Raw genomic sequence first — 22062 nt, forward strand, 5'->3', positions numbered from 1 at the left:
TTTTATAAACAAACATTCTTTTTTGATGCAGTAATGGCTGATTATAACGAGAAAATTAAGGAATTAGAAGACAGAATTGCTAATACCAAATATAACAAACGAACACAAGCAGCCATAGGCCTCTATAAAGCACAACTAGCAAAGCTCAAAGAAAGAGAAGTAACTCGTGGACAAGCTAAATCGGGTGGCCAAGGATGGGAAGTACGAAAAACAGGAGATGGTACTGTTATTCTCATTGGTTTTCCTAGTGCGGGAAAATCTACTCTTCTTAACGCGCTCACTGATGCAAAATCAGAAACTGCAGCATATGCCTTCACCACACTTACTTGTATTCCGGGTGTTATGCAACATAAACACGCAAAAATACAAATTTTAGATGTTCCAGGAATTGTAAAAGGAGCTGCAAGTGGAAAAGGACGAGGAAAAGAAGTCCTTGCAAGTATGCGAAGTGCAGATGTTTGTTTAATTCTTCTTGATGCGACACGGCCTGAAGAATATGATGTTATTGTCAGTGAAATTTATGACACGCATATACGTGTTAATCAAAGAAAGCCTGATGTGAAAATAACTAAAACGGGAAAAGACGGAATTAAAATTGGAGCAACTTGTCGGTTAACACATTTAACACATGACACTATTAAAGCAGTCTTAAAAGAATTTCGTATTAATAATGCAGATGTAGTATTGCGTGAAGATGTTACTGTTGATCAACTTATTGATTGTATAGAAGCAAATAAAAAATATATGCCTGGAATCACTGTTATTAACAAATCAGATTTAGTAACGCCTAAGGAGCTTAGAAAAATAAAGAAAAAATATTCTGCTGATCTTGCAATTAGTGCGCAATTAAGTCAAGGCATTGAAGAACTCAAAGAATTAATTTTTGAAAAACTAGATCTTATTCGTATTTATCTTAAAGAACCCATGAAAGAAGCAGATATGGAAGTTCCACTTATTGTTTTTCGAGATTTTAGTGTTGGAGATGTGTGCAAGAAATTACATAAAGACTTTATTTCTAAATTTAAATTTGCTCGCGTTTGGGGACCAAGTGCAAAATTTGATGGGCAAAAAGTCATGACTAAACATAAACTATATGATCAAGATGTTTTAGAAGTACATTTGAGATAAAAGGGATTACTAATTTCCCCCTTATCTGCCCTTGATAAAATAAAAAATATGCTCAAAAATTATCTTAGGTTTTTAGCATAAAAAACATTGTTTTTTTGTATAAGAAAAAGCAAAGCTTTTCTTCGCACGTTACCTAGTAAATAACAAAATTAAAATTTAAAGTTTTTTGCAAACTGCCCGATGAGTGGCACTTCTTTTTCTTCTTTGTTAATAACTTGAACAAGACCAATTATCCAAAGAACGAATAAACCTATCCACGCAATCATCCACAAAGGCATAAGGAAACCAAGTATTGCGTTTGCAATCCAAATAGTAACATCAACAATGAGCAGAACAAGTGCTTGTTTGATGTGAAACGTAACATATGAGTTTTTTTTCATTTCTTCATCAGCAAAATACCAAATGATGCCGACAAAAAAATAAGCAAGTACTGCACAAATTTGTTTGTTATCGCTGTTTTGAGGATGGGTTGATTTTTTTTTAGTTGTTTTTTTTACCGTAGCTTTTTTGGTCATAGTATTTTCCTCTTATTTTCTTTACCAATTCAAATGACGATGTCCTTTTTTATAGACATTAAAAAGAATTTGCATATCAAGACCGACATCTTTTGCGGCTTTTGCAAGCTTTCCTGCATTACGATCTGTTGTAGAGTCTTTTTTTTCTTTTTGTTTTTTTTCTTTCTCAAATTTTCTTGCTTCTGAACCTGCAAGTGAACCAAAAAGGTCGCCAATACCGCCACCAGCTTCAAGAAACGGTTCAAGAATACCCCACTTTGCAAATTTATTATGATTTTTTCGAGTTTCTTTAGCAGATTCTTCGGCTTCTTTTGCCTTTTGTTCACGCTCTTCTTTTTTCTTGAGGGCCTCTTCTTCACCAGCTTCTTCTAAATACTTTTCGAACTCTTCACCGAGTGCTTCAAAAGAACCCATAACGTGTCCAGTTAAACTATTTAGCATACCAATATCTTCTTCTTGACGCATTTTTTTGTACGCTTGAATATCATCCACGTGCCATCCATACGAACGAAAGGTCACCGTAACTTTACCAGTATGAGAGGTTATCTGTTGTTGATACTCTGGCTTGTAGGTTAAGACAGGTTTAGAATTATATTTAAAATTTACAAGGATACATTTGAAATGCTTATCTTTTTTTGTCATGTTAATAGATTTTCTTGCAAGAACTTCTACTTCAAGTATAGTATTATCAAACGCAGTAACAAGATCTGCACTATCGAGTTGATTCTGATTAGGGGTGAGGCGTGCAGCGGACTTTAAGTACGGTTTAATCCAGGACATATATAATTTAATAACGCTCCAATGTTGTCTGAGATATTTGAGTTGAAAAGCACGTCTTGAAATTAATTCTTTTTCACTTTTCTCCTTCCAATTAATATATTGATAGAGTTTTCTTTTTAAAACAGTTTTTACCATATTGTTAAATTCTTTGACACTGCCCTCTTCTACTTCTTTATCAATATCTTCAAGTTTGTAGATGTGCGTATTCATGAATAAATCCGGGAGCACAACAAAATTATGTTGTCGAGCCAGGGCGTAAATAGAATCGGGATTTTGACCATTAGGATTTTCAACAAGATTAATATACAGATTTTTGAGTGTGATATCTGCACTCTTGCTTGTCTTCCACATAGTATACGGTTCCATACGTTCATCGATAATCCGCAATTCCCTTACTATTTGAAAGAGTTGTTTGACTAGCGCGCCGATTTGAATAAGATATTCTCGCGCTCTATCTTGTTGAATAGCAAGACGTTGACCCATATTACCAAATGTACCGCTACTTTCTGAAGCGCTAAAAATATCATAAATTTTTTCGACGTGCTGATAACCTAAATCATGTCTGAGGAATTGCAGGATCCAATGATATGTTTCTTCTAAACTTGCATTATATTTTTCAACAACGAGACGATAACGAGAAACAGGTTGAGGGTATGCATCTTCATTTGTTTCATCAGCTGTTTGATAACCTGCAATTTGTTTAGGTAATGAACCTATGTTTGCAAACTCAGTCTCTTCGATTTTCCAACCTAAGTCCTTTCCAAAATGCTTCACGTAGTCAGTTTTGTTCTCAAACACCTTAGCAGTAAACATATCCATCTTCATTTACGAAAAACTTCTTTATAAACTCTTCTACTCATAGCCCTTATTTTTCACCCTATTAAGCTATTTATATCCCTGTTTGCGGTCTTGAAAAACAGCTGTAGGCGAGTATTTCGCTAAATAGTTAAATTGCTGCCAGAAGGTAGTATTCTTTACTGTGTAGATATTGAGAAATGCTTTGTTTATTTTGATGCGTGAATTATAGTTTATTTTTTTAGCGACGCGCAACAAAACTTCGTTGTTGTTGATGCAGTAGCCAAAGGGCGTAGTTCCATACGAAATAAAGCAAAACTGCTGAATACTTTGTATAGAGGAGCTCTTTTCTGGTTTTGTGCATGGTGTTGGTTTATCAGTAAACCCCCTTATTTCCACTGCAGTATACAAAAATCCACTCTAACTCCGTAGAACTTAATTGTTCTTAATTTGTTTATAGGAATTTAAAATTAATACAACGCCAAAAACAATAGAATAGTAAATTAAAACTAGACTAGTGAAAAAGAATCAAGCAGTACATTTATTCTGCTTTCTTTTCTTCGTCTTCTGTTGCTGGAACTTCTGCGACTGGCTGGATAGGACCTTTGCCATGCTTAGTTACCGCAAGATTAATTTGAGCGGTTTTTTCATAAATAGTATTTCCCGCAACCATTTTACGAAGCTTAAGACCTTTTCTATGTTGATTACGCATACCAACGCCACCAACAATTAAAATTTTTTTTCGAGCAGAACCTTGCACATCTTTTCGCATAGGAAAACCAGCACTATCGCTACCCCCGCGAATTTCAAATTCGTAGCCTGCGAGATCGAGTGCTTCACCACCGACTTTATCGCCGATTTTCTTGCCAATAAAAGGTGTTAATTGCTCTTCAGAAAGCGTTTTATTATATGTTTTTTTGGACTTAGCGTCCCCAATGTTAACTTTAATTTCAGCCATTTTTTATCCTCCGAAATCGCACCGAGAGATAGCTTTCCAGAATACTGGTTAACTATTTGCAGCAGTTTGTTTGCGCTTCAGTGTTATTAAGAACTTCTTTTCTATTTATAAAGATTTATCAAAGACTATTTAAATGAAAAGATGTGAACTGAACCTATTGAGGTGGCAGAGTTATGGATATTAGATTACGAAAGAAACCAAAAGGTGCAACACTTATTGAAGGATTTCCCGGATTTGGCTTGGTAGGTACGATAGTTACCGAGTATTTACTTGAACATTTGCCATGTGAACAAATTGGAGAATTAATGTATGATGAATTACCTGCAACTGTTGCCATACACAAAGGCAAACTTGTTCATCCTATGGGCGTATTTTATAATAAAAAATATAATGTGGTTATATTACATGCAATCTTAGATATTCGTGGACATGAATGGGCTATTGCACAAGCAGTTGAAAAACTAGTTAAAACATTAGAAGTAAAAGAAATTCTTTCAATTGAAGGTGTAACTGGAGACGGAAGTGATGAACTTTTTTGTTTTCAAAATAAAAAATTTGAAACACTTGGTGCAAAGCCAGTGGAAGAATCAGTTATTATTGGTGTAACTGCAGCACTTCTTCTTCGACAGAAAAAAATGAGTTGCTTATTTGCTCAAACCCATTCGAACATGCCTGATAGTAGGGCTGCAGCAAAAATAATTGAATTATTGGATAAATATTTAGGATTTAAACTAGATACCAAACCACTACTTATGCAAGCAGAAATTTTTGAAGCAAAAGTAAAAGATCTTATGCAAAAAGCAAATAAAACAACAGATGAAGTTGATAAAAAACAAATGAGTTATTTAGGATAAAAAAGGTGATAACATGGCAACAATAGAAGAACGAGAAAAACTAAATGCATTAACCCAAGACTTGACGCGAGCAATAGACTCGCTAAGAGAAGAAATGGAGGCAGTTGATTACTATAATCAGCGAGCGGATGCATGTACTGACCCGGAACTAAAAAAAATTTTGCAACATAATGCAGATGAAGAAAAAGAACATGCAGCTATGCTTATTGAATGGATACGACAACACGATGAGGTATTCTCAAAAGAAGCAAAAGACTATATCTTCTCAGACAAAAAAGATATTGCAAGTCATGAGCATCAATAATAATTTTTTCTTTCACTACTAAGCGTGCAAAGAAAAGGAATTTTTATTTTTGAACATTTTTCTTTTTTTCTTCTTTTCTTTTTTATATGCCGATAATTGCTGCAATAGCGCCTATGCCTAAAAGTATTCCTATAAGACCAAGTAGAATACTTATAATTGTATTTATTAATAGAATTAGTATTGCTTTAAGAAAAGAAACTTTAAAGGCATATTTGAATAGGAATACTGTAATAATAAGTCCAATAACTAATCCGAAAAGAGGAATAATCATTCCGCATACATTAACTAGGATTCCACTCATGACATTAATAATTATTGTCTTAAAAAAATTAGTCTTGCCATGTAATAATTTGACTGAAAAATGAAGAGGAACTGCAGCTAGCATGGTAATAATAAGAATAACGAGTAAACTTGTAATAATTAGTGACATAAAACTATCTTGATTTTTGATTTTATTTAAATGTTCCTTTGACTTTGCAAAGGGGGTGTTTTTTTCAAATTCTTTGTAGACGGCATATTTAAAAAGAAAGAGTGCTTCTAGCAGTAGTATATGGATTATGCAACAATTCTTACAACTATCACACCAGCACCTGAAGAGGTAGCAGCACTTCAAATAGTTATTTCTACTATGGCTGCCAAACTGAGTAAGGCGGCAGAACGCGTAGGTGTAGCTGTAGAAGTAGTTCCAGGTGGGAGTACTGCAAAAGGAACTTATTTAGCAGGTAATTTTGATATAGATATGTTTGTACGTTTTAAGACTGATCAGAAAAATCTCTCTGATCTTTTGGAATTAATGCTTGCTGATTTAGAAATAACTTTTGAGCGAGTGCATGGCTCTCGAGATTATTTTACGTTTACACAAAACAATTATTTTTTTGAAATTGTGCCGGTAAAATATGTAGATACGCATCAAGATGTAGATAATGTTACCGATATGTCTCCATTACATGTCTTTTGGGCGCAAAAACATTTAACACCTTCACTTCGAAATGATATTCGTTTAGCAAAACAATTTTGTAAAGCAATACAAGTATATGGAGCGGAAAGTTACATTAATGGTATTAGTGGACATGTGTTAGATATTTTAGTTATACATTATGGTGGATTTGAAAAACTTTTACATGCAGCAGCATCATGGGGCGAGCGAACTATCATTGACTCTGAAAATAAACATGCAAATGTCTTAACAGAACTTAACAAAGCAAAACTTGTTTCGCCACTTGTCGTTATTGACCCAATAGATCCGCAGCGTAATGCATCAGCAGCGTTATCTTTAGAAAAATATAACTTATTTAAGAAACACGCAAAAGCATTTTTGGTACAACCTGAAAAAAAATATTTTGATTTGCCTCGTTTTGATAAAGCACTCCTTGAAAAAAAGAAACGAGATGAAGAAGATTTATATGTTATTAAATTTACGCCTCAGCAAGGGAAAAAAGATGTGGTTATAACAAAAGTTCTCAAAGTTTTTGAATTTTTACATAGACATTTACAACTCTATGATTTTAAAGTAAACCTTGCAGACTGGTTTGTTGATACAGATTTTTGTTATGTATACTTTTTTGTTGATAATAACCAACTCAGTGAAACATTGGAGCGAGAAGGGCCGCCATTAGAAAACTTCCAAGGAGTAGAACGATTTAAAGAAGTACATGGAGATGCCGTTTACGAAAAAGATAATCGTCTTTATGTTCGTGTACGACGAGATTTTATTGATGCGGGTATGTGTTTACGACATCTTTTGCAAAACGAGTTTGTCGCTGAGCGAGTTACTGACTATACCTTTAATTAGGAAAATATTTTCTAACTTTTTGTTTTATAGATTTAGGAATGGAAGTAAACAAATTTTCTGAATTGATATTAAGAGTTTGTTTTCCTTCAGTTAAAACATTAATTGTTTTTGGTCTTTCATATTCTAAAATGTGTCCTGCTTGGGTTTTAACTCGAACAACTTCTTGTTCTTCCCCAGAAAAATATAATGTAATGTTTTTAGGATTCGTTGCCAGTCTGAGTTCTTTTGTTTCAGGATTATACGTAACAAGCTTTCGCTCATTTTCAATGTACATTTCTACTCCTAGCAACACATGACCTTGCGTTGTTGTTTTTTTGGCAATATTATTTCCAATAATTTTTGTATCGATAGTTTTTATTTTTTTCATGAGAACTTAGAAGTACATGGGTTATTCAAAAACCTTTTGAAAATGGAATAGGTTAACCTCATGCACTATTTTATTAAATTATTTTGAATGTTTTTTGTTTACTACTTTTTTGTAGAATAAATTCTTTGGTAATCTGACTATTTGGTGGTTTATACTCTTGTTCTAAATTGCTTTTTTTAGGATATATGTGCTGCAATTATTATGGAGTTTTATGATTTAGTTAAGTTTTAGTTGCGCGACTAATTTTTTTAGCAAGCTATCAATACCAACAAATAAATTATGCTCAACGACTTCTGAATTGTATAATTTACCATCAATTTCAAGTTTTCCTTTTAGCTCGTATTTAGAGATTTCCTCGCCAATTTTATGGATTGGTTTAAGTGTTATGGTAAGATTGGAAAACTCTTGTTTATCAGAAATCTTTCGGGCATAATTGCCAACGACTTTTTTTACTACAACAAATTCTGCATAGCCAAGTTCTTTAAACCCTACAAGCGTAATATTTCCGCCTAATTCTATCATGGCTGATCACCCCGCACACTAGTATTTTTGGGGAATGAACTTTTTAAATCTTCGTAAAAATGCTTTTTTTACACTTTCTTCTTGTCTAGAAGGGTTATATTTATAAATGAACTATTGTTTCTTGCCGTTACACAGCTTCTAGATAGGATGTGGGCGTAGCTTGCCTGAACACTAGAAGGCTAAAATAAGAAATAATGGAGGCTAGATAAGCATGGGAGCTTACAAATATATTCGAGAGGCTTGGAAAAAGCCAAAAGAAACGACTGCAGTGCAGGAGTATTTATTTCAATTTCGACGAGAAGGAGCAACAGTACGAATTCTTAGACCGACACGACTGGATAGAGCGCGATCACTAGGTTACAAAGCAAAACAAGGTGTTTTTGTAGTACGTCAACGAGTAACTCGAGGTGGACACAGACGACCAGATATTAAAGGTGGTCGAAGGCCTAAGGCAAATTCGCAAAAGAAAGTTGTTAACAAATCATATCAGCAAATCGCTGAAGAACGCGTGGCTCGACAATATACTAATTGTGAAGTATTAAATTCATATTTAGTAGTAGAAGATGGTCAACATAAATGGTTTGAAGTAATTATGGTAGACCGAACAAGCAAACCTGTTCTTCGAGATGAGAATTTAAATTGGATTTCACTTCAGAAAGGACGAGTTTTCAGAGGCATGACAAGTGCTGGAAAGAAAAGTCGAGGATTACGAAATAAAGGGGTTGGCGCAGAAAAAGTACGTCCAACACAAAAAGCAAATAAGAACCGTCTACATTAAGACGGTTTTGACAAGCTTTATAAAGCAAGTATAATTTCCTGAGGATAAACAATGGTAGATAGAGTAGGTGGATTCAGACGAAAGACGCGCTATAAAATGCGTAAAAATGTTTCTTCACGAGGTAAGGTTAGCCTGCGGAATTTTTTGCAAACCTTTGCTGTTGGAGAAAAAGTAAAGCTAGGGGCTGAACCGGCATATCAAAAAGGAATGTATTTTCCAAGATTTTATGGACGAGTAGGTATTATTTCTAAAAAAGTAGGAACGTGCTATGAAATTAAGATTGAAGATTTAGGTAAAGCAAAAACTGTTGTTGTGCATCCAGTGCATTTACGACGAGCATGAGGTAAATAAAATGGTTAAGCCAGAAATCCTTGAACAAAAACCAGTAAGCATCAGTGAAGTAAAAGACATGCTAAAAGCAGTCCACAAACGAGATGAAGAACTGACGTTTCGAGGAGGCAAGACTGAAGAATACGTGAATGATGCAGTTCGCCTCAGTACTAAAAAAGTCAACGATCTTATGAAAACGATTGCAGAACTTGAAATTCCACGACTTAAAGAACAACATCTTATTAAAATCGCAGATACGCTTCCTGAAAGTCCAGAACACCTCAAAGTTCTTCTTTCAGGCTATAATGTAACTATTACAAAAGAAAATTTAAAGAAAATAGTTGATGTTGTAGATGAGTTTAGACCTCTGAAGTAGGTATATTCAACTACCTAAAGTGTTCTTTTAATTCTGTTGAATTCTGTTGTGTTCTATAAAAAGAAAGATATATAAGGAGGACTCTTAATAGATAGTTGTAGGGGAGTTGGTAGGCTATGCAAGAAAAGAAACGAGAAGAAGAAGCGATAGTACTCGATTTTTTATCTAACGGGTATGTATCAGACTCTAGACCGAGTCATTTAAAGACTTCAATAGCGCAAGCCATAGGGAAAAATAATCTTGCATTACTTGAACTGGTTCCACGAAAAGGATTGGCTTTGCAACCATTTGAGGCAGTTTATGTCGGAGATCAAAAACGAGATAAAATTCATCATGTCGTTGGAAAAATCCCTCTTTCAAAACTTACGGGTACTGCTCGAGGAGAATTAGAGCACGTACTTAAAGAAATAGTTAAAGAGCGAGAAGAAGAGTTTATTGAATTCTTTAACAAAAGTCAACCATTGTCAACACGAATGCATTCACTTGAATTACTTCCAGGACTTGGGAAAAAACACATGTGGATGATAGTTGAAGAGCGACGTGGCGATCCTTTTACTAGTTATGAAAATCTCAAAAAACGAGTAAGTCTTATCCCTGATCCAGAAAAACTTATTATTAAACGAATCATGAAAGAACTGGATGGTAATGAGAAACACATGATTTTTGTGAAGTAATTCTTGGAATTTTTTTTATTCTCTTTTTTACATTACTAAATTTCTAAAGAAATTTTGAATATGCTAAAAATTAATTAATTTTCATCATAAATCATAAACATTTGGCAAATTATTTTCATCCCACACTTGATTCAGTTCAAGGGCTTTAGCTAAACTTACCGTTCCGCAATTCATACAAGTAAAGAAGATACCAAATTTACTTGTTCGAAGATCAAGCCAGTCTCCACATGCACACTTAAAATCATTGAGTCTTGCGTTTTTATGAGCTGTGCATACAGGAACTTCTTGCTCGTTAGTTGTTGTTGCTTGCTTGCCACAGAAGAGACACGTAGTTAGCTTGCTTTCTCCGTAGACCTTTTTGTATCTCATCGTGGCATAAAAAAATAAATGACGCACTGCGAAGAATTATTACTCGCTACGCGAATAAAGACTTATCGTTAAACGCAGTCATTTGCTTTTGGCAAATACGTTTGACTTACTTGTTCTTCAAGGCAGTGCAGACATTAATTTTGCAGGGTTTGGCGAGTCTGTTGTTTACTCGTCTGCAAGTTCTTTATCGTAGTTACCTGCGTTAATTTCTGAGATAAGCTCTGAAGATTTCTTACCATTAATTGTAACGCCCATACTTCTACATGTGCCAAGAATTTCTTTCACGCGCATTTTTTGGTTTTTACCCGTAACCGCACCTTCTTTCATTCGCGTAATTTTTTTCACTTGTTCAAGTGTGAGGTCTCCCACATAATCAGATTGAGGTGTGCCACTAGCTTTCTTAATATCGAGTTCTTGCTTGATAAGAGCGGTTGCAGGCGGGGTTCCAATTTCAATTTCAAAAGACTTATCATTAGTTTCGATGATTACTTTTACAGGAACTTGCATGCCTGCAAAATCAGCAGTTTTTTTGTTAATCTCAGCAACAACTTGTCCGATATTAACTCCTTTTGGACCAAGAGCAGGTCCTAGTGGAGGTGCAGCACTCGCTTTACCGCCAACAATTAATGCATCTACAGTTTCTTTAGCCATTTTTTATTGCCTCATTAAAAGGTGGCTGAAGTTCGAAAATCTTTGATTTTTGTTTTTTCAGCTAAATTGTTAATTGCTGAAGTTCGAAAATCTTTGATTTTTGTTTTTTCAGCTAAATTGTTAATTGCTGAAGTTCGAAAATCTTTGATTTTCGTTTCTTTAGCCATTTTTTTATCATCTGCCAACGAATGTTAGGCGTCATTGTGTGTTTTGCTTTGCTCAACAGCACGTAAAAACCTATTTCATAGCTTATTGTTTTTTTTGGCGAAATGGTTGAATAGAATACGTCTATTCCATACTTCACCGGTTGTTTCTCAGAACGAAACTCGTTCTGGATAGAGGATGCTTCAAACCTTGGTTTTTAGCGACCCCGTGTTTATGGTAGTAGGAAGGAGTGAACAGGGGTTTATAAAAGTACTTTTTTTATTTTTTATTGTGCTACGCAGACTTTTCGCGCCTTTGGCTTGGCGAAGCTTAATCATTTGTCGCAATAATTTCGCAGATTTGCGAAATACAACAAATTTATTTTTCTGCAAGGTAGCACTACGTATTATTTCTTCTTAAGTATTTCTAGAATCTTTGGCGTTGCTGGTGTGTAGGTTGTTTTCTCGTTTGGCTTGTACATTGTTTTTATAGAATCAGTTGAGTTAGTTGTTGAAGTAGAGTTTAACTTTACGCCTGCAAGCGCGCTTTCAATATTGAAGTCCTGAGGCTTGGTTACTGTTGGTTGATACGTTGCCTTAATTTGCTCTTCTCGCTTTTGTACAACTTGTTGGATAACAGTATAGGTTTGATTAAGATTTTCTCGGACAAGCGGATTAAAGTCGTAATCATTAGCCATTCGGTGGGCTTCGGTAATCGTGAAAAACCTGTTAGCATCATCAGGTGTCCAACTCGTTTTATACATCAAATTGTATAAATCATTTCGCGTATTATAACTTGTAGCCATGGAGAGCTCTTGTTGGCTAATTGCCTGATACGGTGTTTGTTTTTGATCAAGTAACTCGCGCGTCACGTTTTGTGTGACTTCTTCTAAACTTTGTATTTCTTCTTCAAGTGATGCTTTATTTTCTTTAGCAGAGGTTATGGACTCTTGCTCTTCTTCTCTATCATGGGTTGCTTCTTCAAGCAAGTTTCTTGTGACTTGGAGCTCAGCAAGGAGAGTTTTGAGTTCTTTTTCTTTTTGCTTAAGTTTAGCGAGGAGCTCGCGCTCTGCTTCTTCATATAAGCCAATTCTCATGCGAGAACTCGTTTTTGTTGGAGCTTTTTGAGGCATAGATTATTTTTATATATGCGCTAGTTAATTAATCTTTTGGCAGATGTGTTGTTGAGGATATTGCTGCGGAAGCTTTATTAATGAAGGATTGCTCTTAGGTGCTTATATGGATTATAAAGAAGAATGTCGCGCAATGTTAAAAGTTCTTACGGGAGCTTCTTATGTACTTTTCACTACTCGATGTAATGAATCAATTAAACTAGCCATGCAACTTGTGGCTGATCTTGGACGGCATATTGTGTTATACCAAGAAGAAGGCGGATGGTTAACGTATGAGAAATATATCAAGCAAGCAGGACTTGAAGGTTTAAAGATGATTACTGATGATGGACTTATTTATGAAAAAGAATTAAACCAATATGACTATGATATAGTACTTTTACTTAACTCCATGCCAGGATATGCAGTAACTCATGATATGGCAAATATATATTCTCATTGTCTGAAAAATGATATTTTTTTAGTGAATGATGTTTCAGGAAGCATAGGGAGCACTCACGCAAAATTTGGAGATGTTATTGTAGGTAGTTTTAACAAAGCAAAACCTGTTGACCTTGGTCGAGGGGGATTTATTGCAACTAATGCTGTTGATTTATTTGCAAAAATAAAAACGCATCTTGAAGAAGAACCCGAAATGGATTATCAACAGCTTCATCATAAACTAAAACATTTAGACCAACGTAGAAGCTTTCTTTTAGAACGAGCAAAGAAGGTAAAAGAAGATTTAATTGCTCATCATGTTGTTCATCAAGAAAAAGAAGGATTTAATGTTATTGTCCGTTTTGAAGATGATGCTGAAAAAGAAGAAATTATTTCTTATTGTGATAAAAATGAATTAGAATATACGATTTGTCCTAGAGAAATAAGAATTTTAGATGATGCAATAAGCATCGAAGTAAAACGATTAACAGGTCATAACGAGAACTAATTTTTTTCTATTTGTTATTTTGAATACGTATTCTTCTTAATTGTATTAGCACTTCAGTAATAATTTTCAGTTTACTATGTTCATACCGCAAATTTTACGGTTTTTTCTTAATAATACTTATGTAGTAACACACATCATAAAAAGTTATACAAAATAATTTTTCCAAATGAATAATTTGGAGGTCTTGCAAGTGAGCTTAGAACGACTCTGCAAATCAGCAAAACGAATAGATAAAATAGATGCAATAACAGGGCCACTTTCAGTAGCACTTTATCACTCAGGAAGCGAGGTACTTTATGGTATTGGTGTAGCGATGAGCGTTGCAGAAATTACGTTTCTTAAACTTCCTTGGCTAGCTAGTTATATGGTTCAAACAAAAGATGTGGTTGCGCCACTTTTTATCACGGCTAAAGAAGTTGTTTCTAACTCTAACAAAATTTCGGGAATAATTGATGTTGTTCCTTTTTATTCAATGGTTATGAATTATAAAACAAGCGGAAGTTAACAATTAGAGGTTAATTTATGTTAAATTGTTTGGTATTGGCATGATGTATTTGATTCCTGTTGTGTTAGTTATTGAGTTATATCTTTGCAAATGCTTATTATTTTTGTAGGCGTAGAATAAAGGAATAACTTTTACTCTTCCAAAGCTTTCTGCAAGAAGTTTTAAACTTAACTTATTTGTTTCGTATGCATTCATTGCATTGGCAGCTGCAATTTCAAGATTCTTTTTTGTAAGATCTGAATTTTTTATGTTATATGTTGTCTCTTCTTTATTTGCGAGTCTTTTTGAAAGAATATCTAGACTCATACTTTCTTCTATAAAATCGCTTTGGTTAATTACATTTTGTTCCACAAAATAAATCCCAATTCGAGGTCTATGAACTTCATATTTGTTTTTCATAATCTTCTTGAATTCAGTTTCTACTTCTCTTAGATTAAGTTGTAATAATGGATGAAGAAATTGCAACATCATCACTTGCGCAACATAATCAGGAATATCTGCTTTGAATCTTTTTAATTTGTAGTTAACTTGTTTACCAGTAAATTGTAATTTTTCTTCTATTGATTCTTTGTTTGGTTGAGAGAAAATATTCTTTTTTTTGAATCGATTTTCAATTTCTCTGAAAACTTCTTCTTGAATAATCTTTATTTCGGGACGCATTTTAGCGCTCATTTCTAATCTCATAAACTATTTATTCTTATTGGATTATATAATTCTTACCGATACTTTTAAATAACAATCTCAGATAACCAATAGAACGGGTGTGAAGCTCTTTTTGCGCACATGGCCAAGTGGTAAGGCACCGGATTGCAGCTCCGGGATCCCCAGTTCAAATCTGGGTGTGCGCTTTGCTTAACCCATCTTTGAACTTTTCAGTTCATGCTTGAAAATGTTTCATTTTCAGCACCCCTTGTTCCTCTGGGAATCTGGGTGTGCGCTTTTATTCTCTTTTTAGGGTAATTTTTATAAATAAACTGATTAGTTTAATGTATTATGGTTTTAAAGCTTTATAATTCACTCACCAACAAACTCGAAGAATTTATTCCAGTTATTCCTGGAAAGGTCCGAATGTATAATTGCGGGCCGACTGTTTATAGCTATCAACATATAGGAAACTTCAGGGCTTTTGTTTTTGCAGATCTCCTTCGCAGAGTTTTCAAATACAAAGGATTTGAAGTTGTGCAAGTGATGAATATTACTGATGTTGGACATCTCACAGATGATGGTGATGACGGTGAAGACAAGCTTGATGTTGCTGCAAGAAAAGAAAAAAAACATCCTTTAGAAATAGCACGTTTTTATACCGAACAATTCTTGGCTGATTGGAATGCGCTTCGATTACAAGACATTGAATTTCGACCAAAAGCAACGGAAACCATTACTGAAATAATTGAGTTAATTAGCGTTCTTTTAGAAAAAGGACATGCATATCAAGCAAGTGGAAATGTGTATTATGATGTGACTTCATTTCCAAATTATGGGAAACTTTCAGGAAATTCATTAGATAAATTGACTAAAAATAGAGTTGCAAAAGATCCAAACAAAAAAAATGCGAATGATTTTGTTTTATGGTTTGGAGAATCAAAATATGAAAATCACATTCTAAAATGGGACAGTCCTTGGGGCGAAGGATATCCTGGATGGCACATGGAATGTTCTGCTATGAGTGCAAAATTTCTCACTGAAGCATTTGCTGATAAAAAGCTTTCTAAGACTCATTTTCAAACTATTGATATCCATACAGGAGGAGAAGATAATAAATTTCCTCATCATGAATGTGAAATTGCGCAAAGTGAAGGTGTTTTTGATAAACAGTATGTGCATTATTGGCTTCATCCAGCTTTTTTACAAGTTGAAGGTGGAAAGATGAGTAAATCTGCCGGAACTGTTTATTATGTTTTTGACTTAATTAAGGAAGGATTTAGTTGGCGAGCAATTCGCTATTTATTATTATCTGCTCATTATCGACAAACACTTAATTTTACAAAAGAAGGGCTACAAGCAGCATCACAATCTTTAGCTCGAATAGATGACACGCTCAAAAAACTTCAAGCAGTTCGAAGTGAACAACCTTATAGCGAACAATTAGGAAAAGCAATAAATGTAATGAAACTTGTAATCGAGCAAGAACTTGATAATGACCTTAATATTAGTGGCGCTTTAGGTGCTCTTTTTGAAGCAATAAAAATAATTAACAAAGCACTTGATGAAGGAATGGTTGGAGACGAACAAGCAAAAGAAATTCTTACAACAATGATGCATCTAGATGGGTTATTTGGTTTTTTACCGCCAGAGCTTTTAGATGATGATGAGGTTCCTGCTGAGGTGGCTGACTTATTATCTGAACGAGCAACTGCACGAAACAAAAAAGATTGGGGAACAAGCGATTCTCTTCGAGATGCGCTAAAAGAAAAGGGTTACGAAGTTCGAGACACTCCCAGGGGTCAAGAACTAAGAAAACTCTGATTTGGCTTTTTCCACGCAAATATTTATAAACTTTAACGAGCAATTTTTCTTTAGAGGTGAACTAAAACTGACTAGAGGACAATCTTCTGTAGAATACTTGTTTATAGTAGCAGTAGCCTTGATGATGATTATTCCTGGAAGCGTTATTTTTTATCGTTATTCTTCAGACTCACAAGCAGCTCTTGTAAGCACACAAATTTATCGCTCAGGAACAGAATTAATTGATACGGCTGATCTTATTTACTCTGTTGGCTCAAATTCTTGGCAAACCTTAGCATTATCTATCCCAACCGATGTTCATGAAATGCTCGTGTATAATGATACTTCAATGAGTGAATTGGTGTTGGTGTATGGTCCTTATAAATCTCACGCTGTTTTTTTTACTAGAATAACGCTTCTAAATGAAACAAGCAATGATTGCTCTGCTGGTTGCAGCATACCCATTACTGATGGTGTTAATGAAATTAGAGTGGAATCACATGCAAATGGAGTGGTGCGATACAAGGTTGTAGAATGAAAACTGTAAAAAAAGGTCAATCCGCCTTAGAATTTGTTCTGTTAGTCTCATTCATGCTTCTAGTTTTTTTTGTCTTTTTTATTGTTATACAAGGTAAACTCTCAGATATTATCTCAACAAGAGATTATCAATATTTAGAAGAAGCGAATAATGCCATATTTACTGAATTTGAAATTGCTTGGGGAGTACATGCTGATTATTTTCGAACATTTACCATTCCTACCATTAGCGATAAATTATACCTTATTGAAATGGGTGATCCTTATGAATTAACAACAAAATACGGGACTAAAGAATACGTTAATTTCTTATCCGAACCAGTAAAGGGTTCATTACATCAAGGTGAGAATGATTTATATAAACTTGATGGAAACATACTCCTATCTGATGGCACACTTTATGAAAATCTTAGTTATGCAGGACTTTTCTTAAATGTTAATCCTGAAGCGTGTTATTTGGCTGATGCTAACTCGTCATGCGATACTCTTTCTTATAAATCAGACTGTCAAAGTCTTTTCGGGCTTTGCTGAGTTTTTATATCGTTAAGACATAATGATTTAAATAATACCTTTTCTTTTTACTCACTATGAGAATAACACGAGTAACTATTGTCCGTGAAAAAAAACTCTCGCCAGACACCATTAACGATTTACTCATGCTCTTTGGAGAAAGTCTTGGTCTGTTTAGTATGCGAGATAAAGATAAGAGTTGCTATAGAATTTTTATAACGCTTATTAAAGCATTAAAGATGGATGTGGAACTCACCAGCGATGAACTTGCTTCTCAAACAGGACTAACGCGAGGAACGGTAATTCATCATCTGAATCGACTCATGGCAGCAGGTATTGTTGTTAATTATAAAAACAAATATTATATCGAACATAAAAATCTTAAAGCAATGGTAACATCGCTACGCGAAGGAATGAACGCTCTTCTTGACGACTTATCCATTGTTGCTGACAAAATAGATGATCGTTTAGATTTGTGAGATTTCTTGGCTGTGCACATAACATGGCTGTTGCCTTGAATTACAAACAAGAGTCGACGCGATTTGCCGCGAGGCATGCCCAAAAGTATTTTCTTGATTTTTGAGCATATGTAGCGAAACGACTTCTTTTTTTGCATTTGCAGAATGCAATATATCTTCGCAACAGTCAGAAATGATTATATGCGTAAAGTTATATTTCTTTTTTTGTATTGTTTAGCACATCATGACCTTGAAGAACAATAAAGCATGCTGCATTTCGTAAATCAAAGGTTAAGAAATTTTCGCAGCTAGCAATAACTTTTTTGAGTGGAGCGAGAATAAACCTTTGTGCGTGTTGTAAACAATTTTTACTTATTTTTAGTTACTACTCATTCTGAATCCACAATCCTTATAAACAAAATTTCTCTCAAACAAAGCATGGCCTTAAAGAACACTTCGCAACTTACGCAAATGGTGCGAAACAGAATAGCTTATTTTAGTATGGAAATAGGATTTCGAAGTGATATTCCTACCTACAGCGGAGGATTAGGAGTGCTTGCAGGGGATACGATGAAATCCATGGCAGATATAGGTATTGATGCAGTTGGGGTGACCCTTCTTTCTGAACACGGTTATTTCACTCAACATCTAGATGAACATGGCTATCAATACGAATCGCCAACGGATTGGCCAGTAAAAGATACCTTACATAAACTCGATGTTTCTGTAAACGTTTATTTACATGATCGCGTTGTAAAAGTAAACGTGTGGGAATACGAACTAGTTGGTGTTTTAGGAAAAAGTATTAAACTATATTTCTTAGATACTAATGATGAAGCAAATGATGAACAAGACAGATTACTTACTGCAAAATTGTATGGGGGAGATAATCAGTATCGACTCAAACAAGAAATAATTTTAGGCATTGGCGGCGTGAAAGTACTTCGAGAACTAGGTTATAATCCAAGAAAATTTCATATGAATGAAGGACACGCAGCATTTCTTATTTTAGAACTTTATCGAGAACTAGATGATATGAATTGCATATCGGAGGATTGTGAACAAGAAAAACTAGATATTATTCGACAACATTGTTCATTTACAACGCATACGCCAGTTGCCGCAGGACATGATGAATTTGATGAACAACAAGTAAGAACATATTTAGGAACTATTCTTCCAGATAATATTTTTAACTTAGTGAAACGAGATGGTAAATTTTCTATGACGCGACTTGCACTACAATTTTCCTCTTATGTAAATGCGGTAGCCCGTAAACATCAAGAAGTATCCAAACGAATGTTTCCAGAGTACGATATAGATTATATTACTAACGGTGTACACTCAACAACCTGGGTAAACCCTCATTTTGCAGCACTGTATGATAAATATATTATTGATTGGCGAGAAAATCCTTTAGAACTACGAAATGCAAGAAAAATTCCCATCGCTGAATTTCGACACGTACACGAAAAAGCAAAAAAAGATTTATTCTCTTTTATTAAACAAACAACAGGAACAGAATTTGATGCGCATATATTCACCATAGGATTTGCGAGACGCGCAACAAGTTATAAACGAGCAGATTTACTCTTTAAAGATATTAATCGACTCAAAGATATAAGCAGACGTGTTGGTCGCATACAACTTATTTTTGCAGGAAAAGCACATCCAAACGATCATGAAGGAAAACTTTTAATTCAACGCATTGTGCATTTAGCTCAACAACTAACGCCAACAATAAAACTCGTCTTTTTACAAGACTACAATATGGATATTGCCCAACGACTTGTTTCAGGAGTGGACCTTTGGTTGAATACTCCACAACGACCACTTGAAGCATCCGGAACGAGCGGGATGAAAGCTGCGCATAACGGCGTGCCAAGTCTTTCTGTTCCAGATGGTTGGTGGATTGAAGGACTCATGGAAGATGCAACGGGATGGGGTATTGGTGAAGAAGTAGTATACGAGCAAGATTATGAAAAAGTGAACTGGCAAGACGCTCAACAAATATATGAAAAACTCGAACAAAAAATTCTGCCGCTTTATTATCAAAATAATGATGAATATGTAGCGGTTATGAGGCGTGCAGTAGCAATTAATGGAGCATATTTTAACACGCAACGAATGGTTGATCAATACTTAGTACGCGCATATGCACGAAACAACTGAGATTTTCTTTTGTTTGTTATTTGTTTAATTATAATACTAAGAATAGGTCCTGTTTCAACATGGAGGGGAAATGCATACTGCGAAGTACTATTCTCGCTGTGCTTACAAAAGCATTATCCTTAGACGCTCTCGTATCTTTGATGAAGAAGAAATGCGTCTAACTCAAAAAAAAACTTTCAGGCAGTAGACAAACGATTTTGAACAGAGCCTAAGAATAAAAATCTTTAAATAGGATGGTGAACTAAAGACTGCTAAAAAGGTGAGCATGATATGCGAATACAACAGATTAAAGCACGACAACTTCTTGATTCTCGAGGGAATCCAACAATAGAAACAGAGCTTATCACTAAATATGGTCGTGCCCGAGCAATCGTTCCAAGTGGCGCATCAACTGGCAAACATGAAGCATTAGAACTTCGCGATGGCAAAGCAGCCTATAATGGTAAAGGAGTAACAAAAGCAATTGCTTCAGTAAAAACCTTAAGTAAATATGTGAAAGGTAAAGACTTCACCCACCAACAGGCATTTGATGAAACTCTTTTAGCAGCAGACGGCACGAAAAATAAATCTAAGTATGGTGGTAATGCGTTATTATCATTAAGCATGGCATTTAGTAGAGTCCTAGCTCAAGAGCATGACATTCCTTTGTACAAACAAATCGCAAATGATTTTCATACAAAAACACCAACACTGCCCATACCTTTTGCAAATGTTATTAATGGAGGAGTTCACGCAGGAAATGATTTAGAATTTCAAGAATTCATGATAGCGCCAGTGAAAGCAAAGAGTTTCACACAAGCAACAGAAATTGTGGCTGAAACCTATCATGAACTCAAAGAACTCATCAAAAAACGATATGGTAAAGAGGCAGTAAACGTAGGTGATGAAGGTGGATTTGCACCTCCCGTACACAGCGCTGATCAAGCACTTAATCTTTTAATGAAAGCATTAGAAAATACAGGTCATGATCGCGTAACGGCAATTGCAATGGATGCAGCAGCAAGTGAATTTTATCATAAAAATAAAACGTACACGACAAAACAACTTAAACCGGGAAGACTAGCGAAATATTATGAACGTTTAACAGAAAAATATCCTCTTATTAGTGTTGAAGATCCTTTTGATCAAGATGACTTTTCTGCCTGGAAAGGATTTATGGCATCGCATGAAAACTTACAAATTGTTGGAGATGACTTAACAGTTTCAAATCCGCTTCGCGTTAAAAAAGCAATTGAAGGTAATATGTGTAATGCGTTGCTTCTTAAAATTAATCAAGTAGGAACTATTTTTGAATCTTTAGCTAGTGCGTATTTAGCACAAAAAGCACGATGGAACGTGATGGTCAGTCATCGTAGTGGAGAAACAGAAGATGCGTATATCTCAGACTTAGCAGTAGGTCTGGGGATGGGACAAATAAAACTTGGCGCGCCAGCACGAGGCGAACGAACCGCAAAATATAATCAACTACTTAGAATTGAAGAAGAACTTGGAAGAAAAGCAAAATATGCTCGGTTTTAGCATGCATAGATAAATAATTTCTCAACAGCGTCTGTTGGTCTTTCTTGAAGATACATTTTGAGTTTAGTAATCTTTTCTGCAAAATCATCCTGGCTCATCGTTTTTTTCATTAGTCCTTTAAGGTAACACTCGCCTACAATTGTTGCAATATGTTCCTTTGAAAAAGAATAGGATTTACTTTGTGACTTTTGTAATGTATTCCATTTCCTAAAATAATCAGTTGCAATTTCTCGAAATAATAAAGGAAACTCTTCTTTTTGTTGCACTTTATGATTATTTATTTTTTTCTCAATGGAATCCGTTTTCATGTGAATTTGTAGAAATAAGTCTTACTTTAAAAGAATGCTCGTTTGTAATGCACTTGTTTTGTTAGTGGGGAGAGGCTTTGTGTATTAAGTAGTCTCTGTGTATAAAGTCCGAAAAATGTGTAAAAAGTCGTTATGCTATGGTTTTTGAAAGAATACTTTTAATATCTCCATTAAGTCCTTTTAACCTATCTTCTGAATGCCATAATGCTTCG

28 protein-coding genes and 1 tRNA gene are annotated in these 22062 nt (G+C 34.9%); 17 read left to right on the forward strand and 12 right to left on the reverse strand.

All coding sequences use genetic code 11. From position 1 onward, the window contains the following. Positions 1-33 precede the first annotated feature (33 nt). Positions 34-1128 (forward strand): GTP-binding protein, encoded by a 1095-nt coding sequence (locus K9M74_01500; protein MCF7798557.1) that lies wholly within the window; start codon positions 34-36, stop codon positions 1126-1128. 149 nt (positions 1129-1277) lie between these two features. Here K9M74_01500 and K9M74_01505 read toward each other — a convergent pair whose 3' ends face one another. The 3 genes from K9M74_01505 to K9M74_01515 form a co-directional block, all read right to left on the reverse strand. Then, positions 1278-1643: a hypothetical protein gene (locus K9M74_01505; protein MCF7798558.1), complete on the reverse strand. Its 366-nt coding sequence runs from the start codon at positions 1641-1643 to the stop codon at positions 1278-1280. A gap of 21 nt (positions 1644-1664) precedes the next feature. After that, positions 1665-3248 carry a hypothetical protein gene (locus tag K9M74_01510; GenBank protein ID MCF7798559.1) on the reverse strand — a complete coding sequence of 528 codons (1584 nt, stop codon included), beginning with the start codon at positions 3246-3248 and terminating at the stop codon, positions 1665-1667. 511 nt (positions 3249-3759) lie between these two features. Continuing rightward, positions 3760-4176, reverse strand: a complete 417-nt coding sequence (locus K9M74_01515) for a 30S ribosomal protein S6e (protein MCF7798560.1) — start codon at positions 4174-4176, stop codon at positions 3760-3762. A gap of 173 nt (positions 4177-4349) precedes the next feature. Here K9M74_01515 and K9M74_01520 point away from each other — a divergent pair, with 173 nt between their 5' ends. Together K9M74_01520 and K9M74_01525 are read left to right on the forward strand one after the other, a co-directional pair. Then, a complete protein-coding gene (locus K9M74_01520; GenBank protein ID MCF7798561.1) occupies positions 4350-5030 on the forward strand; it encodes a PAC2 family protein in 681 nt (226 codons plus the stop codon). A gap of 13 nt (positions 5031-5043) precedes the next feature. After that, the gene (locus K9M74_01525; protein MCF7798562.1) at positions 5044-5334 is read left to right on the forward strand and encodes a ferritin; all 291 of its coding nucleotides are present in this window, start codon (positions 5044-5046) and stop codon (positions 5332-5334) included. Between the two features lie 82 nt (positions 5335-5416). Here K9M74_01525 and K9M74_01530 read toward each other — a convergent pair whose 3' ends face one another. After that, positions 5417-5764, reverse strand: a complete 348-nt coding sequence (locus K9M74_01530; GenBank protein ID MCF7798563.1) for a hypothetical protein — start codon at positions 5762-5764, stop codon at positions 5417-5419. A 120-nt stretch (positions 5765-5884) separates the two neighbouring features. Here K9M74_01530 and cca point away from each other — a divergent pair, with 120 nt between their 5' ends. Then, a complete protein-coding gene (cca, locus tag K9M74_01535) occupies positions 5885-7126 on the forward strand; it encodes a CCA tRNA nucleotidyltransferase (protein MCF7798564.1) in 1242 nt (413 codons plus the stop codon). On the opposite strand, the gene K9M74_01540 is transcribed toward cca, so the two are convergent. Both K9M74_01540 and K9M74_01545 read right to left on the reverse strand, forming a co-directional pair. Continuing rightward, positions 7119-7493, reverse strand: a complete 375-nt coding sequence (locus K9M74_01540) for a hypothetical protein (GenBank protein MCF7798565.1) — start codon at positions 7491-7493, stop codon at positions 7119-7121. The genes cca and K9M74_01540 overlap by 8 nt on opposite strands. Before the next feature lie 216 nt (positions 7494-7709). Next, on the reverse strand, positions 7710-8015 hold the full coding sequence (locus tag K9M74_01545; protein MCF7798566.1) for a hypothetical protein: 306 nt from the start codon (positions 8013-8015) through the stop codon (positions 7710-7712). Positions 8016-8226: 211 nt separating this feature from the next. Between K9M74_01545 and K9M74_01550 the strand changes: the two genes are divergently transcribed. From K9M74_01550 to K9M74_01565, 4 genes are all read left to right on the forward strand, one after another. Beyond that, positions 8227-8793 (forward strand): 50S ribosomal protein L15e, encoded by a 567-nt coding sequence (locus K9M74_01550; protein ID MCF7798567.1) that lies wholly within the window; start codon positions 8227-8229, stop codon positions 8791-8793. A gap of 51 nt (positions 8794-8844) precedes the next feature. Beyond that, complete coding sequence (locus K9M74_01555; protein ID MCF7798568.1) at positions 8845-9135, forward strand: 50S ribosomal protein L21e; 291 nt, start codon at positions 8845-8847, stop codon at positions 9133-9135. Positions 9136-9145: 10 nt separating this feature from the next. Beyond that, a complete protein-coding gene (locus tag K9M74_01560; GenBank protein ID MCF7798569.1) occupies positions 9146-9499 on the forward strand; it encodes a hypothetical protein in 354 nt (117 codons plus the stop codon). 116 nt (positions 9500-9615) lie between these two features. Beyond that, positions 9616-10173 (forward strand): DUF655 domain-containing protein, encoded by a 558-nt coding sequence (locus K9M74_01565; GenBank protein MCF7798570.1) that lies wholly within the window; start codon positions 9616-9618, stop codon positions 10171-10173. Between the two features lie 84 nt (positions 10174-10257). Here the strand turns inward: K9M74_01565 and K9M74_01570 are convergent, their stop codons facing one another. The 4 genes from K9M74_01570 to K9M74_01585 form a co-directional block, all read right to left on the reverse strand. After that, positions 10258-10542, reverse strand: coding sequence for a hypothetical protein (locus K9M74_01570; GenBank protein ID MCF7798571.1), 285 nt, complete (start codon positions 10540-10542; stop codon positions 10258-10260). Positions 10543-10707: 165 nt separating this feature from the next. Then, positions 10708-11193, reverse strand: coding sequence for a 50S ribosomal protein L11 (locus K9M74_01575; GenBank protein ID MCF7798572.1), 486 nt, complete (start codon positions 11191-11193; stop codon positions 10708-10710). A gap of 14 nt (positions 11194-11207) precedes the next feature. Continuing rightward, entirely contained in the window at positions 11208-11360 is a 153-nt protein-coding gene (locus K9M74_01580; protein ID MCF7798573.1) for a hypothetical protein, read from the reverse strand. A 383-nt stretch (positions 11361-11743) separates the two neighbouring features. Beyond that, on the reverse strand, positions 11744-12469 hold the full coding sequence (locus tag K9M74_01585; GenBank protein MCF7798574.1) for a hypothetical protein: 726 nt from the start codon (positions 12467-12469) through the stop codon (positions 11744-11746). A gap of 106 nt (positions 12470-12575) precedes the next feature. Between K9M74_01585 and K9M74_01590 the strand changes: the two genes are divergently transcribed. Continuing rightward, on the forward strand, positions 12576-13397 hold the full coding sequence (locus tag K9M74_01590; GenBank protein ID MCF7798575.1) for a DegT/DnrJ/EryC1/StrS family aminotransferase: 822 nt from the start codon (positions 12576-12578) through the stop codon (positions 13395-13397). A 166-nt stretch (positions 13398-13563) separates the two neighbouring features. After that, a complete protein-coding gene (locus K9M74_01595; GenBank protein ID MCF7798576.1) occupies positions 13564-13902 on the forward strand; it encodes a hypothetical protein in 339 nt (112 codons plus the stop codon). A gap of 15 nt (positions 13903-13917) precedes the next feature. Here K9M74_01595 and K9M74_01600 read toward each other — a convergent pair whose 3' ends face one another. Further along, positions 13918-14586 (reverse strand): hypothetical protein, encoded by a 669-nt coding sequence (locus K9M74_01600; GenBank protein MCF7798577.1) that lies wholly within the window; start codon positions 14584-14586, stop codon positions 13918-13920. 93 nt (positions 14587-14679) lie between these two features. Here K9M74_01600 and K9M74_01605 point away from each other — a divergent pair. From K9M74_01605 to eno, 7 genes are all read left to right on the forward strand, one after another. Beyond that, positions 14680-14750, forward strand: a tRNA-Cys gene (locus tag K9M74_01605). Positions 14751-14895: 145 nt separating this feature from the next. Next, positions 14896-16368, forward strand: a complete 1473-nt coding sequence (cysS, locus tag K9M74_01610; protein MCF7798578.1) for a cysteine--tRNA ligase — start codon at positions 14896-14898, stop codon at positions 16366-16368. A gap of 121 nt (positions 16369-16489) precedes the next feature. Next, a complete protein-coding gene (locus tag K9M74_01615; protein MCF7798579.1) occupies positions 16490-16885 on the forward strand; it encodes a hypothetical protein in 396 nt (131 codons plus the stop codon). Next, on the forward strand, positions 16882-17415 hold the full coding sequence (locus tag K9M74_01620; protein MCF7798580.1) for a hypothetical protein: 534 nt from the start codon (positions 16882-16884) through the stop codon (positions 17413-17415). The genes K9M74_01615 and K9M74_01620 overlap by 4 nt, the downstream gene beginning before the upstream one ends. 56 nt (positions 17416-17471) lie before the next feature. Continuing rightward, on the forward strand, positions 17472-17873 hold the full coding sequence (locus tag K9M74_01625) for a winged helix-turn-helix domain-containing protein (GenBank protein ID MCF7798581.1): 402 nt from the start codon (positions 17472-17474) through the stop codon (positions 17871-17873). A gap of 417 nt (positions 17874-18290) precedes the next feature. Continuing rightward, positions 18291-20024, forward strand: a complete 1734-nt coding sequence (gene glgP, locus K9M74_01630; GenBank protein ID MCF7798582.1) for an alpha-glucan family phosphorylase — start codon at positions 18291-18293, stop codon at positions 20022-20024. Positions 20025-20294: 270 nt separating this feature from the next. Then, positions 20295-21542 (forward strand): phosphopyruvate hydratase, encoded by a 1248-nt coding sequence (gene eno, locus K9M74_01635; protein MCF7798583.1) that lies wholly within the window; start codon positions 20295-20297, stop codon positions 21540-21542. Here the strand turns inward: eno and K9M74_01640 are convergent. Beyond that, on the reverse strand, positions 21539-21850 hold the full coding sequence (locus K9M74_01640) for a hypothetical protein (GenBank protein ID MCF7798584.1): 312 nt from the start codon (positions 21848-21850) through the stop codon (positions 21539-21541). The genes eno and K9M74_01640 overlap by 4 nt on opposite strands. Positions 21851-22062 lie beyond the last annotated feature (212 nt).

The organism is Candidatus Woesearchaeota archaeon (assembly GCA_021734105.1).
GTDB lineage: Archaea > Nanobdellota > Nanobdellia > Woesearchaeales > SKGA01 > SKGA01.

Bases quoted from the DNA above. Each gene is read 5' to 3' on its own strand.
- K9M74_01560 (MCF7798569.1), top strand. From the start codon at position 9,146: ATGGTTAAGCCAGAAATCCTTGAACAAAAACCAGTAAGCATCAGTGAA.
- K9M74_01625 (MCF7798581.1), top strand. From the start codon at position 17,472: ATGAGAATAACACGAGTAACTATTGTCCGTGAAAAAAAACTCTCGCCA.
- K9M74_01600 (MCF7798577.1), bottom strand. From the start codon at position 14,586: ATGAGATTAGAAATGAGCGCTAAAATGCGTCCCGAAATAAAGATTATT.
- K9M74_01615 (MCF7798579.1), top strand. From the start codon at position 16,490: ATGATGATTATTCCTGGAAGCGTTATTTTTTATCGTTATTCTTCAGAC.
- K9M74_01510 (MCF7798559.1), bottom strand. From the start codon at position 3,248: ATGAAGATGGATATGTTTACTGCTAAGGTGTTTGAGAACAAAACTGAC.
- K9M74_01540 (MCF7798565.1), bottom strand. From the start codon at position 7,493: ATGAAAAAAATAAAAACTATCGATACAAAAATTATTGGAAATAATATT.
- K9M74_01590 (MCF7798575.1), top strand. From the start codon at position 12,576: ATGGATTATAAAGAAGAATGTCGCGCAATGTTAAAAGTTCTTACGGGA.
- K9M74_01595 (MCF7798576.1), top strand. From the start codon at position 13,564: ATGAATAATTTGGAGGTCTTGCAAGTGAGCTTAGAACGACTCTGCAAA.
- K9M74_01620 (MCF7798580.1), top strand. From the start codon at position 16,882: ATGAAAACTGTAAAAAAAGGTCAATCCGCCTTAGAATTTGTTCTGTTA.
- eno (MCF7798583.1), top strand. From the start codon at position 20,295: ATGCGAATACAACAGATTAAAGCACGACAACTTCTTGATTCTCGAGGG.
- K9M74_01545 (MCF7798566.1), bottom strand. From the start codon at position 8,015: ATGATAGAATTAGGCGGAAATATTACGCTTGTAGGGTTTAAAGAACTT.
- K9M74_01515 (MCF7798560.1), bottom strand. From the start codon at position 4,176: ATGGCTGAAATTAAAGTTAACATTGGGGACGCTAAGTCCAAAAAAACA.
- K9M74_01580 (MCF7798573.1), bottom strand. From the start codon at position 11,360: ATGGCTAAAGAAACGAAAATCAAAGATTTTCGAACTTCAGCAATTAAC.
- K9M74_01555 (MCF7798568.1), top strand. From the start codon at position 8,845: ATGGTAGATAGAGTAGGTGGATTCAGACGAAAGACGCGCTATAAAATG.
- K9M74_01640 (MCF7798584.1), bottom strand. From the start codon at position 21,850: ATGAAAACGGATTCCATTGAGAAAAAAATAAATAATCATAAAGTGCAA.
- K9M74_01520 (MCF7798561.1), top strand. From the start codon at position 4,350: ATGGATATTAGATTACGAAAGAAACCAAAAGGTGCAACACTTATTGAA.
- K9M74_01550 (MCF7798567.1), top strand. From the start codon at position 8,227: ATGGGAGCTTACAAATATATTCGAGAGGCTTGGAAAAAGCCAAAAGAA.
- K9M74_01570 (MCF7798571.1), bottom strand. From the start codon at position 10,542: ATGAGATACAAAAAGGTCTACGGAGAAAGCAAGCTAACTACGTGTCTC.
- K9M74_01575 (MCF7798572.1), bottom strand. From the start codon at position 11,193: ATGGCTAAAGAAACTGTAGATGCATTAATTGTTGGCGGTAAAGCGAGT.
- K9M74_01500 (MCF7798557.1), top strand. From the start codon at position 34: ATGGCTGATTATAACGAGAAAATTAAGGAATTAGAAGACAGAATTGCT.
- cysS (MCF7798578.1), top strand. From the start codon at position 14,896: ATGGTTTTAAAGCTTTATAATTCACTCACCAACAAACTCGAAGAATTT.
- K9M74_01585 (MCF7798574.1), bottom strand. From the start codon at position 12,469: ATGCCTCAAAAAGCTCCAACAAAAACGAGTTCTCGCATGAGAATTGGC.
- K9M74_01565 (MCF7798570.1), top strand. From the start codon at position 9,616: ATGCAAGAAAAGAAACGAGAAGAAGAAGCGATAGTACTCGATTTTTTA.
- glgP (MCF7798582.1), top strand. From the start codon at position 18,291: ATGGCCTTAAAGAACACTTCGCAACTTACGCAAATGGTGCGAAACAGA.
- K9M74_01525 (MCF7798562.1), top strand. From the start codon at position 5,044: ATGGCAACAATAGAAGAACGAGAAAAACTAAATGCATTAACCCAAGAC.
- K9M74_01505 (MCF7798558.1), bottom strand. From the start codon at position 1,643: ATGACCAAAAAAGCTACGGTAAAAAAAACAACTAAAAAAAAATCAACC.
- cca (MCF7798564.1), top strand. From the start codon at position 5,885: ATGGATTATGCAACAATTCTTACAACTATCACACCAGCACCTGAAGAG.
- K9M74_01530 (MCF7798563.1), bottom strand. From the start codon at position 5,764: ATGTCACTAATTATTACAAGTTTACTCGTTATTCTTATTATTACCATG.